This is a genomic window from Siccirubricoccus deserti (assembly GCF_014283215.1).
Classification (GTDB): domain Bacteria; phylum Pseudomonadota; class Alphaproteobacteria; order Acetobacterales; family Acetobacteraceae; genus Siccirubricoccus; species Siccirubricoccus deserti.
Genome location: NZ_JACOMF010000004.1, coordinates 168,234 through 189,228 on the forward strand (window position 1 = coordinate 168,234; position 20,995 = coordinate 189,228).

Here is a 20,995-nt window from a genome sequence, read left to right on the forward strand (position 1 = left end):
CATTCGCCGCGCCCGTCAACGCACCGACCGCGCTCCCTACCCCGCCAGCCGATCCGCCGGCAGCCGCAGCTCGACCGTCAGCCCCGATGGTGCCCAGTCGAACAGCGCCTCGCCACCGAGTTGGGCGCAGCACTGCCGCACCAGCCGGTGGCCAAAGCCGGCGCCATCCGGTTCGGCGGCGGGCGGACCGCCGCACTCCTCCCAGCGCAGGATAACCGGCAGCCCGGGCGCCGCGGTCCAGCCGATGCGCACCATGCCGGCGCCGGCCGACAGCGCCCCGTATTTCGCCGCATTGGTCGCCAGCTCATGCAGCGCCAGCGCGACCGGCGGCGCCCCGACATGGCCGAGCCTCACTGGCGGGCCGGCCAGGGTCAGCCGTGCCGGCTGCCCCGGCCCGGCCAGGAAAGGCGCCAGCAGTGCCTCCAGCAGGGATTGCAGCGTGGTGCCGGGCGCCTCGGCCCGCTCGGAGCTGTCGCCGGTCATGGCCGGCCGCACCAGGTCATGCGCCCGCGCCAGCGCCTCGATCCGGCCGAGCAGCGCCCGGCGCATGGCCTCGGGATCCGGCGCGGTGCGGGCAGTGAAGGTGACCAGCCCGCTGATGATGGCGAACAGGTTCTTCACCCGATGGTCCAGCTCGCGCACCAGCAGGTCGCGCGCCCGCTCATTGCGCTTCCAGTCGGTCACCTCCTCGCAGACCACGCCGACCCCGATCACCTCGCCGGTCTCCGGATCGCGCACCGGATAGAGCTGCACCTCCCAGTCGCGCCGCACCCCGGGGATCTTGGGGGTTTCGCCGGAGAGCTCGATGCCGGTGATCGTCGCGCCGGTCTCCAGCACCTCCCGCAGCAGCGGCTCGGTCGAGGCGCGCAGGTCCGGAATCAGGTCCCAGATGACGTGGCCGAAATGCGCCTCCGGCGGCCGGCCGTTCATGTCGGCCAGCGCCTGGTTGATGCGGAGGTAGCGCAGGTCGCGGTCGAGCTGGGCGAGGCCGAGCGGCGCGGTTTGGTAGAGGATTTCGAGGTCGGCGAGCCGCCGCCGCGCCTCCCGCTCGCTCTTGGCCTGGGCGGCCAGGGAGCGGCGCTGCACCGACATGTCCAGATGGGTGCCGCTCAGCACCTGCGCCAGGCCGTGGGCGTCGCGCTCCAGCGCCTGGCCGCGCGACAAGATCCAGATCCAGCGGCCGGAACGGTGGCGCATCCGGAACTCCGCCTCGAAGCTGGCGGAGGTGCCGGCGATGTAGCGGTCGAGCAGCACCCGGGTCCAGGGCAGGTCGTCCGGATGCACCAGCGCCTCGAATTCCGCGACCGTCATGGTCGTGGCGCCCGGCCAGCCCAGCATGCCGTTCCAGCGTTCCGAGACCTGGACCTCCCCGGTGCGGCGGTCCCAGTGCCAGGCGCCGAGATCAGCCCCGGCCAGCGCCACCTCCAGCCGCCGATGGGCGACCGTAAGTGCCTGCTCAGCCTGATGATGCGCGGTGAGGTCGACCAGTCCGGCGGAGAGCAGCGTGCGGCCGGCGACTTCGAGCAGCCGGGCACGCACCAGCAGGTATCGCGGCAACTGGCCGGGCAGCGCCAGCATCGCCTCGAAGGCCTCCGGCGTGCGGCCGCGGCTGGTGACCTCGGCCAGCCGGCGCCGCAGCAGCGGCCCGTGCGGTGGCACCGCCAGCGCCGCCTCCCAGGCCGTGGCGATGTCGTGGCCGGCCACCGGGGCTGTCGCCAGCGCGGCGGCGCGGGATGCGGCTGGCGCCGGTTCCTGCCCCACCAGCATGGCCACCGCCTCGGCATTGCCCGCCAGCAGCCGCAGGCTGCCGGGCTCCAGCAACAGGGCCGGCAGGGGGATGGCGTCGAGCAGGGCGCCATGATCCTCGGCCGCCGGGCCCGTCGCCGCGGCCGGGTCGGTCACCCGGGCCGTCCGAGCATGTGCAGTGGCGGCTCGCAACGGCAGGATACAGAGATGATCGCGGCCTTCATGCAGCAGGCGGGACTTTCCAGCTTCGGCGATTGTCCCTCAGTTCTTCCCGGAACCGGCCTCACATTGGGGTCATATACGAACCCAACGAGATAGTCAGCCCAATGTTTCCCCTCGCAACAGGCGAATGATCGCGGAGAAATCCAGGCCGCCGCCACCCTGCTCCAGGAAGCGGGTGTAGAGCGCCAGCGCGACGGCGCCGAGTGGCGTTTCCAGCCCGGCACCGGCCGCCGCCGCCTGGCTCAGCCCGAGATCCTTGGCCATCAGCGCGGCGGCGAATCCAGGAGTATAGCCGCGGTTGGCAGGGCTGGCGGGCACCGGCCCGGGCACCGGGCAATAACTGGTCAGCGCCCAGGACTGGCCGGAGGATTTGCTCGCCACATCGAACAGCGCCTGGTGCGAGAGGCCGAGCTTCTCGGCCAGCACGAAGGCCTCGGCGGTGACGATCATGTTGGCCGCCAGCATCATGTTGTTGCAGGCCTTGGCGGCCTGGCCGGCGCCGGCGCCGCCGCAATGCACCAGGGTGCGGCCCATCTGCGCCAGGATCGGCTGGACGCGGGCGTAGGCGTCGTCCGGCCCGCCGACCATGAAGGTCAGGGTCGCCGCCTCCGCCCCCATGGTGCCGCCGGAGACCGGGGCATCCAGCATCGGCCGGCCGGCGCCGGCGGCGACCTCCCGCGCGGTGGCGACGTCAATGGTCGAGCAATCGACCAGTATGGCGTCGGGCCGGCTGGCCGCGGCCATGCCGCCGCTGCCGAGCCAGGCGTCGCGCACATGCGTGCCGGCCGGCAGCATGGTGATGACGACATCGGCTCCGGCGGCGGCGGCGGCGGCGCTGGCGGCGGCGGTACCCCCGGCGGCGGCGAAGCCGGCCAGGGCGGCCGGCACCAGGTCGAAGCCCGCCACTACATGCCCTGCCTTCAGCAGGTTGCGCGCCATCGGCGCCCCCATGTTGCCGAGCCCGACGAAGCCGATGCGTGCCATTGGCGATTTCTCCCCGCGTTCCGGCGGCAGTGTGGCCGGGGCGCGGGGCGAAGGCCAGACAGGGCACGGCCTACGCCGGGACGCGTCGCGCGCTGCCGGCCTCGGCCAGGAAGCGCCCGCGATCCTCGCACGGCGCGTCCGGATCGGTGACGTAGGGGGCCGTGCGGAACATCGTCTCCAGCCAGCAATGGCCGCGGCGATTGTTGACGAAGCGGATGTGCGGGTTGCGCGCCAGCATACCCGGCATGGCGCCGGTGACCTCCGTGCCCCGCGCCACCGGCCCGACGGCCAGTCCTGATTTTGTCGACACCCTCCTATGGCCTGAACGGCACCAGCCGCTAGCCTGCGTGCCGGAGGAGGACCAGCCGCATGCGCGTGATCATCATCGGCGGCGGCATCGGCGGGCTGACCACCGCGCTCGCCCTGCATGCCGCCGGAATCGAGGCTGCAGTGTACGAGGCCAGCGCCACGGTCAGGCCGCTTGGCGTCGGCATCAACCTGCAGCCGCATGCGGTGCGCGAGCTGACCGAACTCGGCCTCGGCGACGCACTGGCCGAAACCGGCATCGCGACCCAGGAGCTGGTCTACGCCAACCGCTTCGGCCAGGTGATCTGGCGGGAGGATCGTGGCCTGAAGGCCGGCTATCGCTGGCCACAATACTCCATCCACCGCGGCCGGTTGCAGACGCTGCTCTGGGAAGCGGCACAGACCCGGCTGGGCGCGGCGCGGGTGCAGACCGGCAAGCGGCTGGCCGGCTTCATCCAGGATGAAGGCGGCGTCACCGCCCGCTTCGCCGATGGCGGCACCGCGACCGCCGATCTGCTGATCGCCGCCGATGGCATCCATTCCGTGGTGCGGCGGCATTTCGCCCCGGATGAGGGGCCGCCGAAGTGGAATGGCGCCATCCTCTGGCGCGCCACCAGCGAGGCACCAGCCTATCTCACCGGCGCCTCCATGGTGCAGGCCGGCAGCCATCACCAGAAATTCGTCGTCTATCCGATCGCCGCCCTGCCCGATGGCCGGCGGCTGACCAATTGGATCGCCGAGATCCGCTTCGAGCCGGACCATGTCTGGAACCGCGAGGATTGGAACCGCCCCGGTCAGCTCGGGGATGTGCTGCCGGCCTTCGAGAGCTGGGATTTCGGCTGGCTCGACGTGCCCGGGCTGATGCGGCGGGCGGAGGCGGTGTTCGAATTCCCGATGGTCGACCGCGATCCGCTGGAACGCTGGACCGATGGCCGCGTCACCCTGCTCGGCGATGCGGCGCATCCGATGTACCCCATCGGCAGCAACGGCGCCTCTCAGGCCATCCTCGATGCGCGACGGCTGGCGTGGCATCTGGCCACTGCGCCAGGCTGGCCGGATGCTCTGGCGGCTTACGAAGCGGAGCGGCGGCCGGCGACCGCGGCGATCGTCGCCGCCAATCGCGGCCTCGGCCCCGATCTGGTGCTGGAACTGGTGCATCAGCGCGCGCCGGACGGCTTCACCGACCTCGACAGCGTGATCAGCCGGCGGGAGCTGGAGGAGACGGCCAGCGGCTACAAGAAGCTGGCAGGCTTCGACCCGGCGGTGCTGAACGCGCGGGAGAGCTGGAGCGTTACCACCGGCCGTCCCGGCTGAGGCCTGCCCGCTGAAAGGAGTGGCCCATGCGCTATGCTCCGCTGCTGATCCTGATCGGCGTCCTCGGCCTCGCCGTCCATGCCGCGGTCCGCGGCTGGGGCGCCGTGCCGGGGGCCGAGATCGGCTGGCACGGGATCATCGCCCTGGTGCTGGGCGTCGGTTTCAGCCTGGCGCTGGCGGGGGTGCTGGTCTGGCTGATGCACTACAGCCGGCGGAAGAATTTCGACCAGTAGAGGCGGTTCCCGGGCGCCGTCATACCGGCACCTCCCCCGGTGGCTTCAGCGTGGTCAGCACGAAGCTGCTGCGGGTCTCCTTCACCCCCGGCATGCGCAGCAGCGCCTTAAGGGCGAATGCCGGATAGGCCACGAAATCCGCGGCCAGCACGTGCAGCAGGTAGTCCATCTCGCCGCTCATCGCATAGGCCGCCAGCACTTCCGGCCGTTCGGCCAGCGCTTTGTGGAAGCGGTTGACCACCTCCTCCGCGTGGCTTTCCAGCGCCACCATGACGAAGGCCTGCAACGGCAGGCCGAGCCGCGCCGGGTCCAGCACCGCGCCGTAGCGGGTGATGATGCCGGCCTCCTCCAGCCGCTTCAACCGCCGCTGGCAGGGGGTGGCGGAGAGCCCGACCTGCTCGGCCAGCGCCACCACCGGCAACCGGCCGTCGCGTTGCAGGGCGCGCAGGATGCGACGGTCGATGGCATCCAGCTCAGGAGCGGATTTCGCCATGGCTGAGGCTCTCTTGAGCTGATTCCGCTCAGGATAGCCGAAATCAGCACAAATTTTGCCGAAAAACCCTCCACGTCCTGGCGCATTCTTGCTGTCGGAGGTTGCCATGCCAGCCATCGTCCAGGCGCCGCCACCAGGACTGCCAGCCGGGTTGCGCGGCGACTACGCCGCCGCCGGGGCCGATTTCACCCTACCGCAGGACCATGCCGCCTATACCGCGGCCGACCATGCCACCTGGCGCAGGCTGTTCGCCCGCCAGACAGCGCTGCTGCCGCGCCACGCCGCGGCGGCCTTCCGCAAGGGCCTGGACCGCCTGCCCTTCGCCGCCGGCGTGCCGGATTTCGCCGCAACCTCCGCCGTGTTGCGCGCGGCAACCGGCTGGTCGCTGGTGGCGGTGCCGGGGCTGATCCCGGATGCCCCCTTCTTCGCCCATCTGGCCGCCCGGCGCTTCCCCGTCACCCGCTGGATCCGCCGGCCGGAGGAGCTGGACTACATTGTCGAGCCGGATGTCTTCCACGACGCCTTCGGCCATGTGCCGCTGCTGGTTCAGCCGGATTTCGCCGATTTCCTCGAAGCCTATGGGAGGATGGGCGAGGTCGCAGCGCGGCGCGGCGCGCTGAAGCCGCTGGCGCGGCTCTACTGGCACATGGTGGAATTCGGACTGATCCGCGAGCAGGGCGGGCTGCGGGCCTATGGCGCCGGCATCCTCAGCTCCTCGGCCGAGACGGTCTACGCCACCGGCAGCGCGACACCGCGGCGGCTGCGCTTCGACCCCGCCCGCGTGCTGCGCAGCGACTACTTCATCGACGACCTGCAGCCGACCTACTTCGTCATCGACCGCTATGCCGAACTCTTCGCCGCCATGCGCGAACTGCCGGCGATGCTCGAAGTCGCGCGCGATGCCGCGCCGATCCCGCCCGGAGCGCCCGACCCCGCCGACCTGCCGATCTGATCCCGCCACAGCGGAGACACCCCATGGACATCCCGCCCGATCGCACCGCACTGGCTGGCGTCATCTCCGAGGCCAACCCCATGGGCACGGATGGCTTCGAATTCGTCGAATTCACCGGTCCCGATCTGCCGGCGCTGGAGGCGCTGTTCACCCGCCTCGGCTTCAGCGCCGTGGCGCGGCACCGCAGCAAGCAGGTCACGCTATGGCGCCAGGGCGATGTCAATTTCATCCTGAACGCCGAGCCGGAGAGCTTCGCCCAGGCCTTCCAGCGGGTGCACGGCGCCTCGGCCTGCGCCATGGCCTTCCGCGTCGCCGATGCCGCCGCGGCCTATCGGCGCGCTATCGCGCTGGGCGCCAAGCCGGTCACCGGCAAGGTCGGGCCGATGGAGTTGAACATCCCGGCGATCGAAGGCATCGGCGGCTCGCTGCTGTATTTCGTCGACCGCTACGGCGCCCGCGGCAGCATCTACGACGTGGACTTCCGCTGGCTGAACGATGCCGAGCCACATCCGCGCGGCCATGGGCTGACGGTGATCGATCATCTGACGCATAACGTGCATCGCGGCCGGATGGATGTGTGGTGGGGCTTCTACGAAAAGCTCTTCAATTTCCGCGAAATCCGCTACTTCAACATCGAGGGCAAGCTGACGGGGCTGAAGTCGCGCGCGCTGACCTCGCCCTGCGGCCAGATCCGCATCCCGATCAACGAGAGCAGCGACGACAAGTCGCAGATCGAGGAATACCTGCGCGCCTACAGGGGCGAGGGCATCCAGCACATCGCCCTCGGCACCACCGACATCTTTGCCAGCGTCGAGGGCATGCGGGCCGCGGGCGTGCAGTTCATGGACACGCCGGACACCTATTACGAGCTGCTGCCGAAGCGGATGCCGGACCTCGATGCGGCGGAGATCGCGCGCCTCGCCCGCAACCGCATCCTGACCGATGGCGCGCCGACGCCGGAAGGTGGCCGGTTGTTGCAGATCTTCACCGGCACGGTCATCGGCCCGATCTTCTTCGAGCTGATCCAGCGCAAGGGCGACCAGGGCTTCGGCGAGGGCAATTTCCGCGCCTTGTTCGAAAGCATCGAGCTGGACCAGATCCGCCGCGGGGTGTTGACCGCCCAGTAGTCGGCATTCAGCGGCGTCGCGCTCCCGCTTCGTCCAGCAGCAGCTGCGCCTGGCGCTGCACCCGCTGCCGCGCCCGCTCCGCCCGCGCCTTGCGCAGCATCTCCAGCCCGCGCTCCGCCGCCCGCGCTTCGCCGAGTGACGCCGCCGCGGCCGTGGCGGTGGCCTCGGCAAAGCCGCGGGCGCGGTCGGCGCGGTCCCGTTCTGCGAGGCCGCGGGTCAGCCAGGTGCCGTAGTCGGACGGCAGCCCCAGCGTCCCTTCCCGCGTCAGCGCCGCACCGGCCCCGGCGGCCCTCTCCTCGGCCCCGGCCAGGCGGCCATAGGCTTCGCCCAGGCGGCGCCTTGCCGCCTCCGTTTCCAGCCGGCGCAGCCGCGCCAGCACCGCCAGCGGGTCACGCGGCATCCGCGTCCTCCAGCGCCATGGCGAGGGCGGCGAAGGCCGCTTCCACCGTGCCGCCCTTCTCCTCCCCCTTGCCCTGGGCGAGCATCGCTTCGATCCGCGGCGCCAGGCGGATTGCCGCATCCACCGCCGGATCGGCGCCGGCGCGATAGGCGCCGAGCCGGACCAGATCGGCCATTTCCGCATGCAGCGCCAATATGCCGCGGGCCTGGCGCATCAGCGCCGCCTCCTCCGGTGCCAGGCAGCCGGGCACGGTGCGGGACAGGCTGCGGAGGATGTCGATGGCGGGGTAGCGCCCGCGTTCGCCGATGCCGCGGTCCAGCACCACATGGCCGTCGAGGATGCCGCGCACCGCATCGGCCACCGGCTCGTCATGGTCATCGCCCTCGACCAGCACGGTGAAGAGGCCGGTGATGGCGCCAGGCTTGCCCGCCGCGCGCGGCCCGGCGCGTTCCAGCAGCCGCGGCAGTTCGGCGAAGACGCCCGGGGTATAGCCGCGGGTCGCCGGCGGCTCCCCGCCGGCGAGGCCGATCTCGCGCAGCGCCATGGCGAAGCGGGTCACGCTGTCCATCAGCAGCAGCACTTGCCGGCCCGCCTCGGCGAAATGCTCGGCGATGGCCATGGCGGCGTAGGCGGCCTCCCGCCGCATCAGCGGCGGGCTGTCGGAGGTGGCGCAGACCACCACGCTGCGCGCCAGCCCCTCGGGCCCGAGGTCGTCCTCCAGGAACTCCCGCAACTCCCGCCCGCGTTCGCCGACCAGCGCCAGCACCACCACATCGCAGCCGGCGCCGCCCGCCAGCATCGCCAGCAAGGTGGATTTGCCGACCCCGGAGGCGGCGAAAAGGCCGAGGCGCTGGCCGCGCCGGCAGGTGGCGAAGGCATCAAGCGCCCGCACCCCGAGGTCGATCCGCGGGCCGAGCCGGGCGCGCTGCCCGGCCGAGGGCGCCGCCGCCCGTACCGGCCAGGGCCGCGGCCCGGGGCGGAGCGGCCCGCGCCCATCGATCGGGCGGCCAAGCGGGTCCAGCACCCGGCCGAGCCAGCTCTCATCCACCGCCAGCGTGGCGGAGGGGGCGAGGCTGGCGGCGGTGCCGGTGGCGATGCCTTCCAGCGGGCCGAAGGCTAGCGCGGTGGCGAGCCCATCGGCGAAGCCCACCACCTCGGCGGCAATGGGTTCGGCACCAGGCGGATCCAGCCTGAGGCGGGAGCCGATCTGCAACCAGGGCGCGAGGCCGGTGATTGAAATTGAGAGGCCATTGGCCGAAACCACGTTGCCATGCGGCGCCCAATGCGTCTGGCGCCGCAGAGCCGCACTGGCGAGACTGCATTTCTCAACCATTTGGTAAGACAAAATTCTTTGCCCTGCAGGCACCCGGTTTATCCTCTTCCAAGGAGTCGTCTCGCATCTTGGTACATCAAACTTGTGAAATTCCCCTTCACAATGCGCGCATAGGTGGTATCTCCATACACGTCTGGCGTGTAGGAGATCGAGACATGCGCGTGTTATTGGTTGAAGATGACCTGACCGCTTCTCGTGGCCTCGTCGCGATGCTGAAGGCGGCCGCCATGGTGGTGGACGCCGTCGACACCGGTGAGGAGGCGCTCGAGATGGTGCGCCTCTACGACTATGACGTGGTGCTGCTCGATCTCGTCCTGCCGGACATGGAAGGCTACGAGGTTGTCCGCCGACTGCGCGCCGGCCGGGTGGAAACCCCGGTGATGATCCTCTCCGGCCTTGCCCGGCCGCAGGCCAAGGTGAAGGGCTTCGGCATGGGCGCCGACGACTTCATCACCAAGCCCTTCGATGGGCAGGAGCTGGTGGCCCGCATCCAGGCAGTGGTTCGCCGCACCAAGGGCTTCGCCCAGCCGAGCCTTTCGGTCGGCCCGCTCACTCTGAACCTCGGTTCGCGCGAGGTCTCGGTGGCCGGCGCCCCGGTGCATCTGACCGGCAAGGAGTATGCGATCCTGGAGCTGCTGACCCTGCGCAAGGGGCTGGTGCTCACCAAGGAAGCCTTCCTGAACCACCTCTACGGCGGCATGGACGAGCCGGAGGTGAAGATCATCGACGTCTTCATCTGCAAGCTGCGCAAGAAGCTGGCCCAGGCCGGCGCCGACAATCTGATCGGCACGGTCTGGGGGCGCGGCTATGTGCTGCGGGACCCGCAGCAGCCCGGCAACCGCTTCCCCGCCGCGGCACCGCTCGGCGCCGCGCCCCTGATCCCGGCCCACGCCGCCTGATCGGGCGGTGACGGCACGGCAGGGGATCGCAATGGGATTGATGCCGATCTTCCGCGCCGGGGATGACACACCAGCGCCGCACCGGCGGCATCCGCCCATGCCGGGCAGCCGGAGCCGGCGAGTTTCATCCCGCCCCTTGACGCGCTGCCCCTGCGGCGCTGGGCGAGAAGCCGCCGCCCAACCCAATTTCGCCAAGACCAGCCGGACAGCGACCGCCGCGCTTCAGCCCGCCAGGGCGGCAACGCGCCGGCGCTCATAGGCGCCGCGTTCTGTCGGCAGCGCCACCAGCTGGTCGGTCAGCCCCAGCACCGTCTCCGCCCCGCCGAGGTAGAGCAGCCCATCCGGCGCAAGCCGCGCCGCCAGTGCCGTCAGCACCTGGGTCTTGGTCGGCGCGTCGAAGTAGATCAGCACGTTACGGCAGAAGATGATGTCGAACCGCCCGAGGCCGCGGAGGTCCGACAGCAGGTTCAGATGCTCGAACCGCGTCATCGCCCGCAGCGCGGGCGAGACGCGCCAGCGCCCGGCCTCCTGCTGGAAATGCTTCACCAGCAGCCGTGCCGGCAGGCCGCGCTGCACCTCGAACTGGCTGAAGTAGCCGTCCCGCGCCCGCGCCAGCACCTCATGCGAGATGTCGGTGCCGAGAATCTCGGCCTTCACGCCGGCCGGCTCCAACTCCTGCAGTAGCATGGCGATGGAATAGGCTTCCTGCCCGGTGGAGCAGGCGGCCGACCATATCCTAAGTGGCGTTCCCGGCGGCCGCGCCGCGGCCAGCGTGGGCATCACGCGCTTCAGGTGCTCGAAGGGCTTTCCATCGCGGAAGAAGGAGCTTTCGTTGGTCGTCAGCGCCTCGGTCACCGCATCGGCCAGCAGGGTCGCGCGGGGTTCCCGCAGCCGCATCGCCAGGGCGTCGAGGCTCGCCAGCTTCTCCCGCTTCAGCAGCGGGCCGAGCCTGGTGTCCAGCATGTATTGTTTGTCCGGCGTCAGGATGAGGCCGGAGCGGCTTTTCACCAGGCCGGCGATGAAGGCGAAGCCCTCGGGGCTCATGCCAGTGCTCCCGCGTGGCCGGCGGTCGCCACCAGCACCTGTTCCGCCAGGGCTTCGGGCGGTAGCAGGGCGCGTGCCAGCCCGGCCCGCGCCACCGCGCCAGGCATGCCCCACACCACTGAACTCGCCTCATCCTGCGCCAGCACCGTGCCGCCGGCGGCGGCCACCGCCCTGCAGCCGGCCAGACCGTCATGTCCCATGCCGGTCATGATCAGCGCCAGCACGCCGCCCTCGCAGGCGGTGGTCAGGCTGCGCAGCAACGGATCCACCGCGGGGCGGCAGAAATTCTCCGGCGGTCCATCGGATAGCCGGGCCACCAACCGGCCGGCGGCGACCTCCGCCAGCAGGTGCCGGTCGCCGGGTGCCAGGTAGAGCCGGCCTGGCTGCAGCGCCTCGCCATCCTGCGCCTCGGCGCAGCCGAGGCTGCCGAGCCGGTTCAGGTGGTCTGCCAGCATGGCGGTGAAGCCGGCCGGCATGTGCTGCACGGTCAGCACCGGCACCGGCAGCGGCCGGCTCAGGCCGCGCACCAGAGCCGCCAGCGCCTGCGGGCCACCGGTCGAGCAGCCGATGGCGATTGCCCGCAGGCCACCGCGCGGTACCGGCACGGCGGGAGCTGGGCGTGGCGCGGCCAGCCTGGCCGCCGCCGGGGCACGCCCCATCCGGGCCCAGCCCTTCACCTTGGCGATCAGTTCGGCGCGGAAGCCGGCATCGGCCAAGCCACCGCCGGCCGCGCCCGGTTTCGGGATGTAATCCGCGGCGCCGGCCCGCAGCGCCGCCATGGTGACGGCGGCGCCCTTCTGGGTCAGCGCGCTGGCAACGATCACCACCGGCCGCGGCACCTGGGCCAGCAACAGCGGCAACGCCGTCATGCCGTCCATCACCGGCATCTCAAGGTCGAGGAGCACCACCTGCGGCCGCACCGCCGTCGGCATGGCAGAGAGTGCGTTGACCGCCTGCCGGCCGTCGCCCACCCGGGCGACGATGCGGATCTCGGGGTCGGCTTCCAGCACACGCGCGAGCGCGGCGCGCACCGTGACGCTGTCATCGCACAGCATGACCCGCACCGGGCCCGAAGCGGGTATCACGCGCCGGTATCCTGCAGCAGCCCGGCCTGGATGAATTTGTCGCGCAAGATCGCCTCGTCGAAGGGCTTCATCACATATTCCTGCGCCCCAGCCTCCAGCGCGGTGATGATGCGGTCCATCGCGCCTTCCGTGGTGCAGAACACCACCACGGGGCGGTCGGGGCCGAATTCGGCGCGGACAGCCTGCAGGAATTGCAGCCCGTCCATCACCGGCATGTTCCAGTCGAGCAGCACCGCTTCCGGCAGCGTGTCGCGGCAGGCGGCCAGCGCCTGCTGGCCATCCTCCGCCTCGCGCACGGCGAAGCCGTGTTTTTCCAGAATGCGCCGGGCCGCCTTGCGGACCACGCGGCTGTCGTCGACCACCAGGCAGGTGGTGGCGGGTTCGGGGCTGGTCATCCCTCAGCCGATCGCCAGGATGCGTTCGACGTCGAGCAGGATCAGCAGCCGTTCGCCCATTCGATGAACGCCGTCCGAAACCTCCCGCCACATCGGGTCGAGCGTCGGCGGGTTGGGCGCGCGGTCGGCGCGCGGCAGCGGCAGCACCTCGCCCACCTGGTCGGCCAACAGGCTGTAGAGTTCGTTGTCGCGCTCCACCACCACGCTCATTGCCGCCCCTTCCTCCGCGCCGCGCGGCGGCAGGCCGAGCCGGCGGCGCAGGTCGATGGCGGTGACGATGCGGCCGCGCAGGTTGAGGCTGCCGGCCACCTCCGGCGGCGCCAGCGGAATGCGGGTGATGGTCTGCGCCCCCAGCACGTCGCGCACCGCCAGCACCGGCACCCCGCAGAGCTGGTCGGCGACCGTCAGGGTCAGGTAGCTCTCGGCCGTCACGTCGCCGAGCGGCGAGGCACCGCGCCCCGGCGCGGCGGATGGCGGCTTGGGCGCCGTTGCGGCCGCCCCGTTCATGGCCTGCTGCATTACGGTTCCCCTCTGCTCAGCCCTGCACCGGTGCCGAGAGGCATTGCCGGAGGCTCTCCAGCAGCGCGGCGCGGTCGAATTTGGCGACGTAGTCGGTGAAGCCTGCGTTGCGGCCGCGGGCGATGTCGGCCGGTTCGGCCCGGCCGGTCAGCGCGATCAACGGCAGCGCCTGCCATGGTCCGCCCTCCCGCACTGCGCGGGCCAGGCCGACGCCGCCCATCCCCGGCATCTGGATGTCGGAGACGATGGCCTCGAAGCCGGCGCCGGCATCGCGCAGCCGCAGCGCCTCCTCGGCATCGGCGACGGCGGTGACGGCGTAGCCCGCGGCGCCGAGTGCCGGGACCACCAGGTTGCGGAAGAAGGCGCTGTCCTCCACTACCAGCACCCGCTGGCCTCTGGCCGGAGCGCCAACGCCGCTGCCACCGAACCAATCGGCGCCGGCCTGGCGCAGCCACCAGGCGGTGTCGATCATCTCGGTCACCTTGCCGCCGATGACGGCGCTGCCGAGGTAGCCCGGACGCTCGCCGGCGCTGTCGATCACCAGCGCCTCGTCGACCACGTCGAGGATCTCCTCGACCATCAGCCCCATCGCACGGTCGCCATCGGAGAAGACCAGCACCGGCTGGCGCTCCGGCGCGCCGGCGGCGTCCCATACGCCAGAAAGCGGCACCAGCGGCATCAGCTGGCCGCGGTATTGCACCAGCGGCCGGCCGCCGGCGCATTCGATCTTCTCCCGCGCCACATCCTCCAGCCGGGCGACCAGGCCGAGCGGCACCGCCTTCGGCGTGGCATCGCCGGCGCGGAACAGAAGCAGCGCGGTGCGCGTGTCGGATTGCAGCAGCGCCGCCGGGCGGGCGGCGTCGCGCTCCGCCTCGGCCTCCCCACCCTCGGCGCCGACGCCGGTGGCGCGGGCGATGCCGTTGGGGTCGAGGATCATGATGACGCTGCCGTCACCGAGGATGGTATTGCCGCTGAACATGGTGACATGCCGCAGGATCGGCGCCACCGGCTTCACCACGATCTCCTCGGTGTCGAAGACCCGGTCGACGATGATGCCGAAGACATGGGCGCCGACCTGGGTGACGATGACGAAGCCGCTCTCCTCCTGCGGCTGGTCGTCATCGAGCCGCAGCAGCGAGGCAAGGCGGACCAGCGGCAGCAGCCGGTCGCGCAGCCGGAGCACCGGAGCATCCTTGATGCGTTCCAGCCTGGCCGCGCCCGCCCCGCCGACCCGCACCAGCTCCACCACGCCGATTTGCGGCACCGCGAAGCGCTCGCCGCCCGACTGGACGATGAGGGCGGAGACGATGGCCAGGGTCAGCGGGATCTTGATCAGGAAGCGGGTGCCGCTGCCCTCCTTCGAATGCACCTCGATGGTGCCGCCGATCCGCTCGATGTTCGTCTTTACCACATCCATCCCGACGCCGCGGCCGGAGACGGCGGTGACCGCGGCGGCGGTGGAGAAGCCGGCGCGGAAGATGAAGCGCTGGATCTCGCGCTCCGACATGCCGGCGAGTTCCGCCTCGGTGGCGAGGCCCTGGGCCAGCGCCTTCTGGCGGATGCGCTCGAGGTTCAAACCACGGCCGTCGTCGGCGATCTCGATGATGATGTGGCCGCCCTCGTGGTAGGCGTTCAGCGTGATGCGGCCGGTCTCCGGCTTGCCGGCGCGGCGGCGCTCCTCCGGCCCTTCCAGCCCGTGGTCGCCACTGTTGCGGACCATATGGGTCAGCGGGTCCTTGATCAGTTCCAGCACCTGGCGGTCGAGCTCGGTCTCGGCGCCGCGCATCTCGAGGTCGATCTTCTTGCCGAGTTCGACCGAGAGGTCGCGCACCAGTCGCGGCAGCTTCGCCCAGGCATTGCCGATCGGCTGCATGCGGGTCTTCATCACGCCTTCCTGCAGGTCGGAGGTGATGTGGCTGAGCCGCTGCAGCGGCACCGCGAAGGCGCTGTCGGTCTGGTTGCGGGCGAGTTGCAGCAGCTGGTTGCGGGTCAGCACCAGCTCGCTGACCAGCATCATCAGGTCTTCCAGCACATCGACCGAAACGCGGATGGTTTGCGGCGCCGAGACCGCCCCGCCGCTGGCCGGGCTTTCGGCCTCCGCCTGCGCGGGGCCGGTCCCGGCCAGGGTCGCGGCTGGCGGCGGCAGGGGCGTTGCGGCCTCGACCGCGGCGGCCCCGACGGTCGCCTCCGCCGGCGTGGCAAGGCCCTCGCCATTGGCCTTGGCGTTCAGCGCGGCGATCAGCCCGGCGTCGTCGCCGGCCGGCTCGGCGCCGGTCGCCTCCAGCCCGGCGACGATGGCGCGGATGCAGTCGCCGGCGCGGAGGATCAGCGATATGCCGCCACGGCTGACCGGCAGGGTGCCGTCGCGGTAGCGGCCGAGCACGTTCTCTCCGGCATGCGCCACGGATTCCATGCGCGACAACCCGAGGAAGCCGCAGGTGCCCTTGATGGTGTGGACGATCCGAAACACCTCGGACAGCGTCGCCGCATCCTCCGGCGCCCGTTCGAGCCGCACCAGGGCGGCATCGAGGGCGACCAGCCCCTCATGCGTCTCGGTCAGGAAATCGGCGAGGAGGTCATCCATAACTCATTCCCGGTCAGGCTGCGCCGGCCGAGACTGCCCAAGGGAGACCGAAGATTCGGTAAAGCCTTGCGGTGCCGGACAGCGCCACCGCGCAGTCCGGGCCGTTGGCCCTTTGGAGTGCCTATGAATACCATCCCGTTTCCTTCCGCAGCCTTGCGGCGGAGGACGTGTCGAAGTGCCGATCGGAAGGGATCATCCTCCCGCAACACTGAGACGCGGATTTGTGGGGAGGTCTTACGCCGGGCTCAGCACCAGCGGCGCCACCGGGCCGGCGCCCATCGCCAGCGACAGCGCCCAGCCCTGCTCCGTGGCCAGGGCGAGCATCAGCGGCACCACCACCCGCCGCGGCCCCTCTTCCAGCGCCGCCTCAAGGCCATGCCCAGCCAGCATCGGCAGCAGCCCGGCCGGCCAAGCGGCGTTGCGGCCCTGCGGCAGGATGGTAAAGCCAGCGTCGGCGCTGCCGGCGAGGTGCACGGTGCCGCCGCGCGGCAGCGCCTCGGCTGCCAGCAGCGCCGCGTTGAGCACCAGCGGCACCAGCCCGGCTGGCACCGGCTGCGCCGGCGACAGCGCGTCCACGGCGAATTGCACCCGTGGCGAAGCCGGTGCGCCCAGCAGCAGCCCGCCGATCGCCTGGCCATCGTACTCGGTGGTCGGCCCGCCCCAGCACACCGCGAAAAGCTTCAGCCGCTGGCGCAGCGACGCGGCGGTTTCGCGTGACAGGTCGAGCATCCCTGGATCACCCTGCCCGACGAGGTCGAGGGTTCCGGACAGGCTGCCCACCGCGCCACCGAGATCGTGGCACAGACGCGCGGCAAGCAATCTGGCAAGGCGGGAGTCGAGACTCATTCCTTTTCCATCCTGTCGGGCAATGCATTCGCGTGTTGATCACATTCTGGTTATGCGTCCCTTTATCGTGCCGCTTCCCACCCGGAGCCGGTGATTGAGCGGGTTGATCGAGCCCGGAATGCGGGTGCGACACCCCGATCGGCCGGATTGGGGGATCGGTCAGGTGCAGTCCGTGATCGGCGACCGGATCACGGTGAATTTCGAGCATGCAGGGAAGCTGCTGATCAACGCCGCGGTGGTGGCGCTCGACATCCTTGATGCGGATGCCGATTGAACCTGGCCAAGCCCGGCAGCGCGGGGGCTTGCGGCGCGGGGGGGTTCCGGACCAAATGCCAGGGCCAATGCCCAGCATGCCAGGAAGCCGCTCCATGATCGATCCGTTCGGCCGGCGGATCTCCTATCTCCGCGTCTCGGTCACCGACCGCTGCGATCTCCGCTGCGTGTACTGCATGGCGGAGGACATGACCTTCCTGCCGAAGGCCGAGGTGCTGACCTTGGAGGAGCTGGACCGGCTCTGCGGCGCCTTCGTCGGATTGGGCGTCGAGCGCATCCGGCTGACTGGCGGGGAGCCGCTGGTCCGCAAGGGCGTGCTGACCCTGTTCCGCAGCCTCGGCGCCCGGATCGGCGCTGGCGGCCTGAAGGAGCTGACGGTTACCACCAACGGCACCCAGCTCACGAAAATGGCCGACGACCTCTATGCCGCCGGGGTCAGGCGCATCAACGTCTCGATGGATACGCTGGACCCGGCGGTGTTCAAGGCGGTGACCCGCTGGGGCGAGCTGGAGAAGACGCTGGACGGCATCTTCGCCGCAAAATCCGCCGGGCTGCAGGTGAAGATCAACGCCGTGGCGCTGAAGGGCGTGAACGAGGGCGAATACGACCGGATGCTGGCCTGGTGCGGCGAGCACGGCTTCGACCTGACCCTGATCGAAACCATGCCGCTGGGCGAGATCGGCGGCGACCGCACCGACCAGTACCTGCCGCTCTCCCTGGTCCGCTCCCGGCTGCGGGAGCACTGGACGCTGGAGGAAACCGACTATACGACCGGCGGCCCGGCCCGCTACTTCACGGTGAAGGAGACCGGGCGGCGGATCGGCTTCATCACGCCGATGACCCATAATTTCTGCGAAAGCTGCAACCGGGTGCGGCTGACCTGCACCGGCACGCTGTTCATGTGCCTGGGCCAGGAGGATGCCGCCGACCTGCGCCGCCCGCTGCGCGACCCGGCGGTGGACGACGCCGGCTTGCGCGCCGCCATCGAGGCCGCCATCGCCCGCAAGCCGAAGGGCCATGACTTCATCATCGACCGGCGCCACAATCGGCCGGCGGTCGGCCGCCACATGAGCGTGACCGGCGGCTGAGGAGATGAGCATGGCGTTGCTGCAAGACCTGGCGACCCGGCTCGCGGTGCCCGGGTTGCCGGAATGGACCGGGCTGCTGGCGCTGCTGGTGTTGCTGCTGGTCGGCCTCGCCTATCTGCTGATGCCCTTCAGCGTCTTCGGCCTGAAGGGCCGGCTCGATTCGCTGGAAGCCCAGCTCGACGACATCCAGAACGAGATCCGCAGCCTGGCACTGCGGCTGCCGGACGGACCGCGCCGTGCCGCGGCGCAGGACTGGGTCGATCTGCCGGCCCACACCGCCCGCCCGGTGGAGGAGGCGCCGCGCCGCGCCACGCCGCCGGTGCCGCCACCGGCCGCCTGGCCGGAGGATAGCCGCGGCGGCCGATCGGAACCCAGGCTGGACTGGCCACGGCGGTAAACCCCGGTGCGCCCTTGCCGCCGCCCCTCCGGCGCGGCTTGATGCGGGACCTGGATCGGGCTCCGTTCGCCTCGGCGCGCGGAACCCGCTCCGGCCCTTTGTTTCTTGCGGGCCAATCACGCCGCTCGACCGGGCTTGGCTGAGCGGAGTTTGCCCTTGGTCGGAGTTGGCACGATGCGCGTCAGCGTCATCCAGATGAACCAGGGTAGCGACAAGGAGGCGAACCTTGCCCAGGCCCGGCGGCTGATCGAGGCGGCGGTGGAGGCCGACCGCCCCGCCCTGGTCAGCCTGCCGGAAACCTGGACCAACCTCGGCGGCGGCCGCGAGAGCCGAATGGCCGCGGCCGAGGTACTGCCGCCCGAGGGCAGCGGCGAGACCGGCGGCCCGGCCTATGAGCTGCTGCGCGACCTCGCCCGCACCCATGGCATCCATGTCCATGGCGGCAGCCTGGTGGAGAAGGGTGACGAGAAGCTGTTCAACACCACCTTGGTCTTCGGCCCCGAAGGCCGGGAGATCGCCCGCTACCGCAAGATCCACCTGTTCGACATCACCGGCCCGGATGGCACCGGCTACCGCGAGAGCGCGCTCTACGGCGCTGGCGACCGGCTGGTGACCTTCACCGCCGGCGGCATCACCTTCGGCTGCACCATCTGCTACGACATGCGCTTCGCCGAGGAATACATCGCGCTCCGCCGCGCTGGCGCCGAGGCGATCCTCGTCCCCTCCAACTTCACCCTGCAGACCGGCAAGGACCATTGGGAGGTGCTGCTCAGGGCCCGCGCCATCGAGAGCCAGTGCTGGATTCTCGCCGCCGCCTCCTGGGGCCAGTACGAGGAGCGTGGGGCACAGCGCTCGGTCTACGGCCATTCGCTGGTCGCCGATCCCTGGGGGCATGTGGTCGCCAAGGTCTCGGACGGGATCGGCTGGGCGACGGCGCGGATCGACCCTACGGTGACCGCACGGGTGCGGCGCGACATGCCGGTGCTGGCGCATCGCGATGCCCGTCCGCTGGCGCTGTGACGGCCGCGTGGACGAATTGATCCCGGCCCCCTTCCCGCAGCCGGTGACGTTGCAGGCGGCGGATTTCGCCGGTCGCATCGGCTTTCTCGCCTCCTCCACCGAAGCCGCCTGCGCCGCCCGCGCCCGGCTGGTCGCCCGCTACGGCGATGCGCCGCCGGAGACCGCCGTGGCCATCGTCGCCCTCGGCGGCGACGGCTGCATGCTGGAGACCCAGCATCGGCTGCTCGGCCGCAACATCCCGGTCTACGGGATGAACTGCGGCAGCGTCGGCTTCCTGATGAACGACTACCGCGAGGATCTGCTGCCGGAACGCCTGGCCGATGCCCAGGCCGCCATGCTGCACCCGCTGCGGATGCGCGCGGTCTCGGCTGATGGCACGGCGCAGGAGGCACTGGCAATCAACGAGGTGTCGCTGCTGCGCGAGACTCGCCAGGCCGCCAAGATCCGCATCCTGATCGACGGCAAGGAACGGCTGCGGGAGCTGATCTGCGACGGCGTGCTGGTCTCCACCCCGGCCGGCAGCACCGCTTACAACCTCTCGGCGCATGGGCCAATTGTGCCGCTCGGCGCCAATTTGCTGCCGCTGACGCCGATCTCGGCCTTCCGCCCGCGGCGCTGGCGCGGTGCGTTGCTGCCGGCTGATGCCGAGGTGGTGTTCGAGATCCTCGAAGGCGACAAGCGCCCGGTCGCCGCCGTGGCCGATTACACCGAGGTGCGCGAGGTGCGCCGGGTCGAGGTGCGGGAGGATCGCGGGGTGTCGCTGACCCTGCTGTTCGACCCGGACCATGGCCTCAGCGAGCGGATCATCGCGGAACAGTTCACGGTGTGAGACCACCCGCTGCGCCGGCTCGGCCGGGCCGCCCCCCCCATCCGACCGGCGCGTCGCCCTTGGTCAGACCATCGGCTGAGGCATGCTGTTCTCGGCCTTCTGCCGTTCGGCGCGCCGCAGAAGGCCGGGCTTGGGCTGGCCGCAGGGCAGCCTTCCCCCTCGCAGCCCGGCAGCGTTGAGCCGGCAGCCAACGGTTCACCCGGACTCCGCGTCACATCGGCGCGAGCGGGTAGACGGCAAGAGCACCGATGGGGTCAGATGCGGCCTCGCCGCCTGAAGGCAGCGACGTCCGTGCTCGGGAGCCAGACCCGCACGGTGCGAAGGTCCTTTGAAGACCGGCTGGCCGCGTCCCGCACCTGGGATGCCAGTGGAACTGCCGAACACCGGCCATTGCCGCGGGTCCAGGCGCATCGCGCCATGGGCGCGACGGCTGATCACAACCGCATTTCAAGCAGGAACCAGACCCGGATGTCTCAGGGAAAATCAGGCTTCGACTTCAGTGAGCCGCAGCGGTTCGGCAGCGCGCTCCTCAACAGCGCGCTGTTCGGGCCGGGGACCGAGGCGGTGCTGGCCGCTCAGCGAGCCCTCGTCTCCCAGACGGAGACCATGCTGTCGGGCTGGATGTCCCGCCGACAGGAGGCAGTTCAGGATACCCAGCGGCTGGTCACCCGGCTGCGCGATTGCCGCGACATGCGGGAGGCGATGCAGGCGCAACAGAGCTGGCTGATGGGCGAAATGCGACGGCTGGCTGAGGATGCGACAAGCTGCCAGCAGGCGATGCTGGGCGGCGGCATGACCCTGGCTGCGGCCATGCCGCAGGCCGATGCGTTGAACGATGGCGAGGCCGCGCGCCCACTTGCCACGGTACGGCCGAAGCCGGCGGGGCCGCAGGCCGGAGCAGCCTGA

The 20,995-nt window shown here is 70.8% G+C and carries 23 protein-coding genes; 11 read left to right on the forward strand and 12 right to left on the reverse strand.

Features of this window, described 5'->3' with window-relative positions; translation table 11 throughout:
- Positions 1-36: 36 nt before the first annotated feature.
- The 3 genes from H7965_RS05480 to H7965_RS05490 form a co-directional block, all read right to left on the reverse strand.
- Positions 37-1,902, reverse strand: a complete 1,866-nt coding sequence (locus tag H7965_RS05480) for a sensor histidine kinase (RefSeq protein ID WP_186769536.1) — start codon at positions 1,900-1,902, stop codon at positions 37-39.
- Between the two features lie 162 nt (positions 1,903-2,064).
- The gene (gene mmsB, locus H7965_RS05485; RefSeq protein WP_186769537.1) at positions 2,065-2,952 is read right to left on the reverse strand and encodes a 3-hydroxyisobutyrate dehydrogenase; all 888 of its coding nucleotides are present in this window, start codon (positions 2,950-2,952) and stop codon (positions 2,065-2,067) included.
- 70 nt (positions 2,953-3,022) lie between these two features.
- Positions 3,023-3,262 carry a hypothetical protein gene (locus tag H7965_RS05490; RefSeq protein WP_186769538.1) on the reverse strand — a complete coding sequence of 80 codons (240 nt, stop codon included), beginning with the start codon at positions 3,260-3,262 and terminating at the stop codon, positions 3,023-3,025.
- A 59-nt stretch (positions 3,263-3,321) separates the two neighbouring features.
- Between H7965_RS05490 and H7965_RS05495 the strand changes: the two genes are divergently transcribed.
- On the forward strand, positions 3,322-4,572 hold the full coding sequence (locus H7965_RS05495; RefSeq protein ID WP_186769539.1) for a flavin-dependent oxidoreductase: 1,251 nt from the start codon (positions 3,322-3,324) through the stop codon (positions 4,570-4,572).
- A 26-nt stretch (positions 4,573-4,598) separates the two neighbouring features.
- A complete protein-coding gene (locus H7965_RS05500; protein ID WP_186769540.1) occupies positions 4,599-4,805 on the forward strand; it encodes a hypothetical protein in 207 nt (68 codons plus the stop codon).
- Between the two features lie 19 nt (positions 4,806-4,824).
- On the opposite strand, the gene H7965_RS05505 is transcribed toward H7965_RS05500, so the two are convergent.
- Positions 4,825-5,298, reverse strand: coding sequence for an Lrp/AsnC family transcriptional regulator (locus H7965_RS05505; protein WP_186769541.1), 474 nt, complete (start codon positions 5,296-5,298; stop codon positions 4,825-4,827).
- A 106-nt stretch (positions 5,299-5,404) separates the two neighbouring features.
- Here H7965_RS05505 and phhA point away from each other — a divergent pair, with 106 nt between their 5' ends.
- Positions 5,405-6,250, forward strand: coding sequence for a phenylalanine 4-monooxygenase (gene phhA / locus H7965_RS05510; RefSeq protein WP_186769542.1), 846 nt, complete (start codon positions 5,405-5,407; stop codon positions 6,248-6,250).
- A 23-nt stretch (positions 6,251-6,273) separates the two neighbouring features.
- Positions 6,274-7,377, forward strand: coding sequence for a 4-hydroxyphenylpyruvate dioxygenase (hppD, locus tag H7965_RS05515; RefSeq protein WP_186769543.1), 1,104 nt, complete (start codon positions 6,274-6,276; stop codon positions 7,375-7,377).
- 7 nt (positions 7,378-7,384) lie between these two features.
- Here hppD and H7965_RS05520 read toward each other — a convergent pair whose 3' ends face one another.
- Positions 7,385-7,777 (reverse strand): hypothetical protein, encoded by a 393-nt coding sequence (locus tag H7965_RS05520; protein WP_186769544.1) that lies wholly within the window; start codon positions 7,775-7,777, stop codon positions 7,385-7,387.
- Positions 7,767-9,110 (reverse strand): FliI/YscN family ATPase, encoded by a 1,344-nt coding sequence (locus tag H7965_RS05525; RefSeq protein ID WP_186769545.1) that lies wholly within the window; start codon positions 9,108-9,110, stop codon positions 7,767-7,769. The genes H7965_RS05520 and H7965_RS05525 overlap by 11 nt, the downstream gene beginning before the upstream one ends.
- 155 nt (positions 9,111-9,265) lie before the next feature.
- Between H7965_RS05525 and ctrA the strand changes: the two genes are divergently transcribed.
- Positions 9,266-10,009, forward strand: a complete 744-nt coding sequence (gene ctrA, locus H7965_RS05530) for a response regulator transcription factor CtrA (RefSeq protein ID WP_186769546.1) — start codon at positions 9,266-9,268, stop codon at positions 10,007-10,009.
- 222 nt (positions 10,010-10,231) lie between these two features.
- On the opposite strand, the gene H7965_RS05535 is transcribed toward ctrA, so the two are convergent.
- The 6 genes from H7965_RS05535 to H7965_RS05560 form a co-directional block, all read right to left on the reverse strand.
- Complete coding sequence (locus H7965_RS05535; RefSeq protein ID WP_186769547.1) at positions 10,232-11,053, reverse strand: CheR family methyltransferase; 822 nt, start codon at positions 11,051-11,053, stop codon at positions 10,232-10,234.
- A complete protein-coding gene (cheB, locus tag H7965_RS05540; protein ID WP_408906673.1) occupies positions 11,050-12,138 on the reverse strand; it encodes a chemotaxis-specific protein-glutamate methyltransferase CheB in 1,089 nt (362 codons plus the stop codon). The genes H7965_RS05535 and cheB overlap by 4 nt, the downstream gene beginning before the upstream one ends.
- Positions 12,135-12,533 carry a response regulator gene (locus H7965_RS05545; RefSeq protein WP_186769548.1) on the reverse strand — a complete coding sequence of 133 codons (399 nt, stop codon included), beginning with the start codon at positions 12,531-12,533 and terminating at the stop codon, positions 12,135-12,137. Before H7965_RS05545 ends, cheB begins: the two co-directional genes overlap by 4 nt.
- 3 nt (positions 12,534-12,536) lie before the next feature.
- On the reverse strand, positions 12,537-13,052 hold the full coding sequence (locus H7965_RS05550) for a chemotaxis protein CheW (RefSeq protein ID WP_229682476.1): 516 nt from the start codon (positions 13,050-13,052) through the stop codon (positions 12,537-12,539).
- A gap of 16 nt (positions 13,053-13,068) precedes the next feature.
- A complete protein-coding gene (locus H7965_RS05555) occupies positions 13,069-15,636 on the reverse strand; it encodes a hybrid sensor histidine kinase/response regulator (RefSeq protein ID WP_186769549.1) in 2,568 nt (855 codons plus the stop codon).
- 234 nt (positions 15,637-15,870) lie between these two features.
- Positions 15,871-16,482, reverse strand: coding sequence for a histidine phosphotransferase family protein (locus H7965_RS05560; protein WP_186769550.1), 612 nt, complete (start codon positions 16,480-16,482; stop codon positions 15,871-15,873).
- A 94-nt stretch (positions 16,483-16,576) separates the two neighbouring features.
- Here H7965_RS05560 and H7965_RS05565 point away from each other — a divergent pair, with 94 nt between their 5' ends.
- The 6 genes from H7965_RS05565 to H7965_RS05590 all read left to right on the forward strand — a co-directional run bounded on the left by H7965_RS05565 (position 16,577) and on the right by H7965_RS05590 (position 20,995).
- The gene (locus tag H7965_RS05565) at positions 16,577-16,756 is read left to right on the forward strand and encodes a DUF3553 domain-containing protein (protein WP_186769551.1); all 180 of its coding nucleotides are present in this window, start codon (positions 16,577-16,579) and stop codon (positions 16,754-16,756) included.
- A 94-nt stretch (positions 16,757-16,850) separates the two neighbouring features.
- Positions 16,851-17,843 carry a GTP 3',8-cyclase MoaA gene (moaA, locus tag H7965_RS05570; RefSeq protein WP_186769552.1) on the forward strand — a complete coding sequence of 331 codons (993 nt, stop codon included), beginning with the start codon at positions 16,851-16,853 and terminating at the stop codon, positions 17,841-17,843.
- A 10-nt stretch (positions 17,844-17,853) separates the two neighbouring features.
- Positions 17,854-18,240 carry a hypothetical protein gene (locus tag H7965_RS05575; protein WP_186769553.1) on the forward strand — a complete coding sequence of 129 codons (387 nt, stop codon included), beginning with the start codon at positions 17,854-17,856 and terminating at the stop codon, positions 18,238-18,240.
- Between the two features lie 174 nt (positions 18,241-18,414).
- On the forward strand, positions 18,415-19,260 hold the full coding sequence (locus H7965_RS05580; protein WP_186769554.1) for a carbon-nitrogen hydrolase family protein: 846 nt from the start codon (positions 18,415-18,417) through the stop codon (positions 19,258-19,260).
- Between the two features lie 16 nt (positions 19,261-19,276).
- Entirely contained in the window at positions 19,277-20,089 is an 813-nt protein-coding gene (locus H7965_RS05585) for an NAD kinase (RefSeq protein ID WP_229682479.1), read from the forward strand.
- Positions 20,090-20,557: 468 nt separating this feature from the next.
- Positions 20,558-20,995 (forward strand): hypothetical protein, encoded by a 438-nt coding sequence (locus tag H7965_RS05590; RefSeq protein WP_186769556.1) that lies wholly within the window; start codon positions 20,558-20,560, stop codon positions 20,993-20,995.

Coding starts and splice junctions, on each gene's coding strand:
- H7965_RS05495 (WP_186769539.1), top strand. CDS start 3,322: ATGCGCGTGATCATCATCGGCGGCGGCATCGGCGGGCTGACCACCGCG.
- hppD (WP_186769543.1), top strand. CDS start 6,274: ATGGACATCCCGCCCGATCGCACCGCACTGGCTGGCGTCATCTCCGAG.
- H7965_RS05505 (WP_186769541.1), bottom strand. CDS start 5,298: ATGGCGAAATCCGCTCCTGAGCTGGATGCCATCGACCGTCGCATCCTG.
- mmsB (WP_186769537.1), bottom strand. CDS start 2,952: ATGGCACGCATCGGCTTCGTCGGGCTCGGCAACATGGGGGCGCCGATG.
- phhA (WP_186769542.1), top strand. CDS start 5,405: ATGCCAGCCATCGTCCAGGCGCCGCCACCAGGACTGCCAGCCGGGTTG.
- moaA (WP_186769552.1), top strand. CDS start 16,851: ATGATCGATCCGTTCGGCCGGCGGATCTCCTATCTCCGCGTCTCGGTC.
- H7965_RS05535 (WP_186769547.1), bottom strand. CDS start 11,053: ATGAGCCCCGAGGGCTTCGCCTTCATCGCCGGCCTGGTGAAAAGCCGC.
- ctrA (WP_186769546.1), top strand. CDS start 9,266: ATGCGCGTGTTATTGGTTGAAGATGACCTGACCGCTTCTCGTGGCCTC.
- H7965_RS05550 (WP_229682476.1), bottom strand. CDS start 13,052: ATGCAGCAGGCCATGAACGGGGCGGCCGCAACGGCGCCCAAGCCGCCA.
- H7965_RS05590 (WP_186769556.1), top strand. CDS start 20,558: ATGTCTCAGGGAAAATCAGGCTTCGACTTCAGTGAGCCGCAGCGGTTC.
- H7965_RS05575 (WP_186769553.1), top strand. CDS start 17,854: ATGGCGTTGCTGCAAGACCTGGCGACCCGGCTCGCGGTGCCCGGGTTG.
- H7965_RS05555 (WP_186769549.1), bottom strand. CDS start 15,636: ATGGATGACCTCCTCGCCGATTTCCTGACCGAGACGCATGAGGGGCTG.
- H7965_RS05520 (WP_186769544.1), bottom strand. CDS start 7,777: ATGCCGCGTGACCCGCTGGCGGTGCTGGCGCGGCTGCGCCGGCTGGAA.
- H7965_RS05580 (WP_186769554.1), top strand. CDS start 18,415: ATGCGCGTCAGCGTCATCCAGATGAACCAGGGTAGCGACAAGGAGGCG.
- H7965_RS05545 (WP_186769548.1), bottom strand. CDS start 12,533: ATGACCAGCCCCGAACCCGCCACCACCTGCCTGGTGGTCGACGACAGC.
- H7965_RS05560 (WP_186769550.1), bottom strand. CDS start 16,482: ATGAGTCTCGACTCCCGCCTTGCCAGATTGCTTGCCGCGCGTCTGTGC.
- H7965_RS05500 (WP_186769540.1), top strand. CDS start 4,599: ATGCGCTATGCTCCGCTGCTGATCCTGATCGGCGTCCTCGGCCTCGCC.
- H7965_RS05525 (WP_186769545.1), bottom strand. CDS start 9,110: ATGGTTGAGAAATGCAGTCTCGCCAGTGCGGCTCTGCGGCGCCAGACG.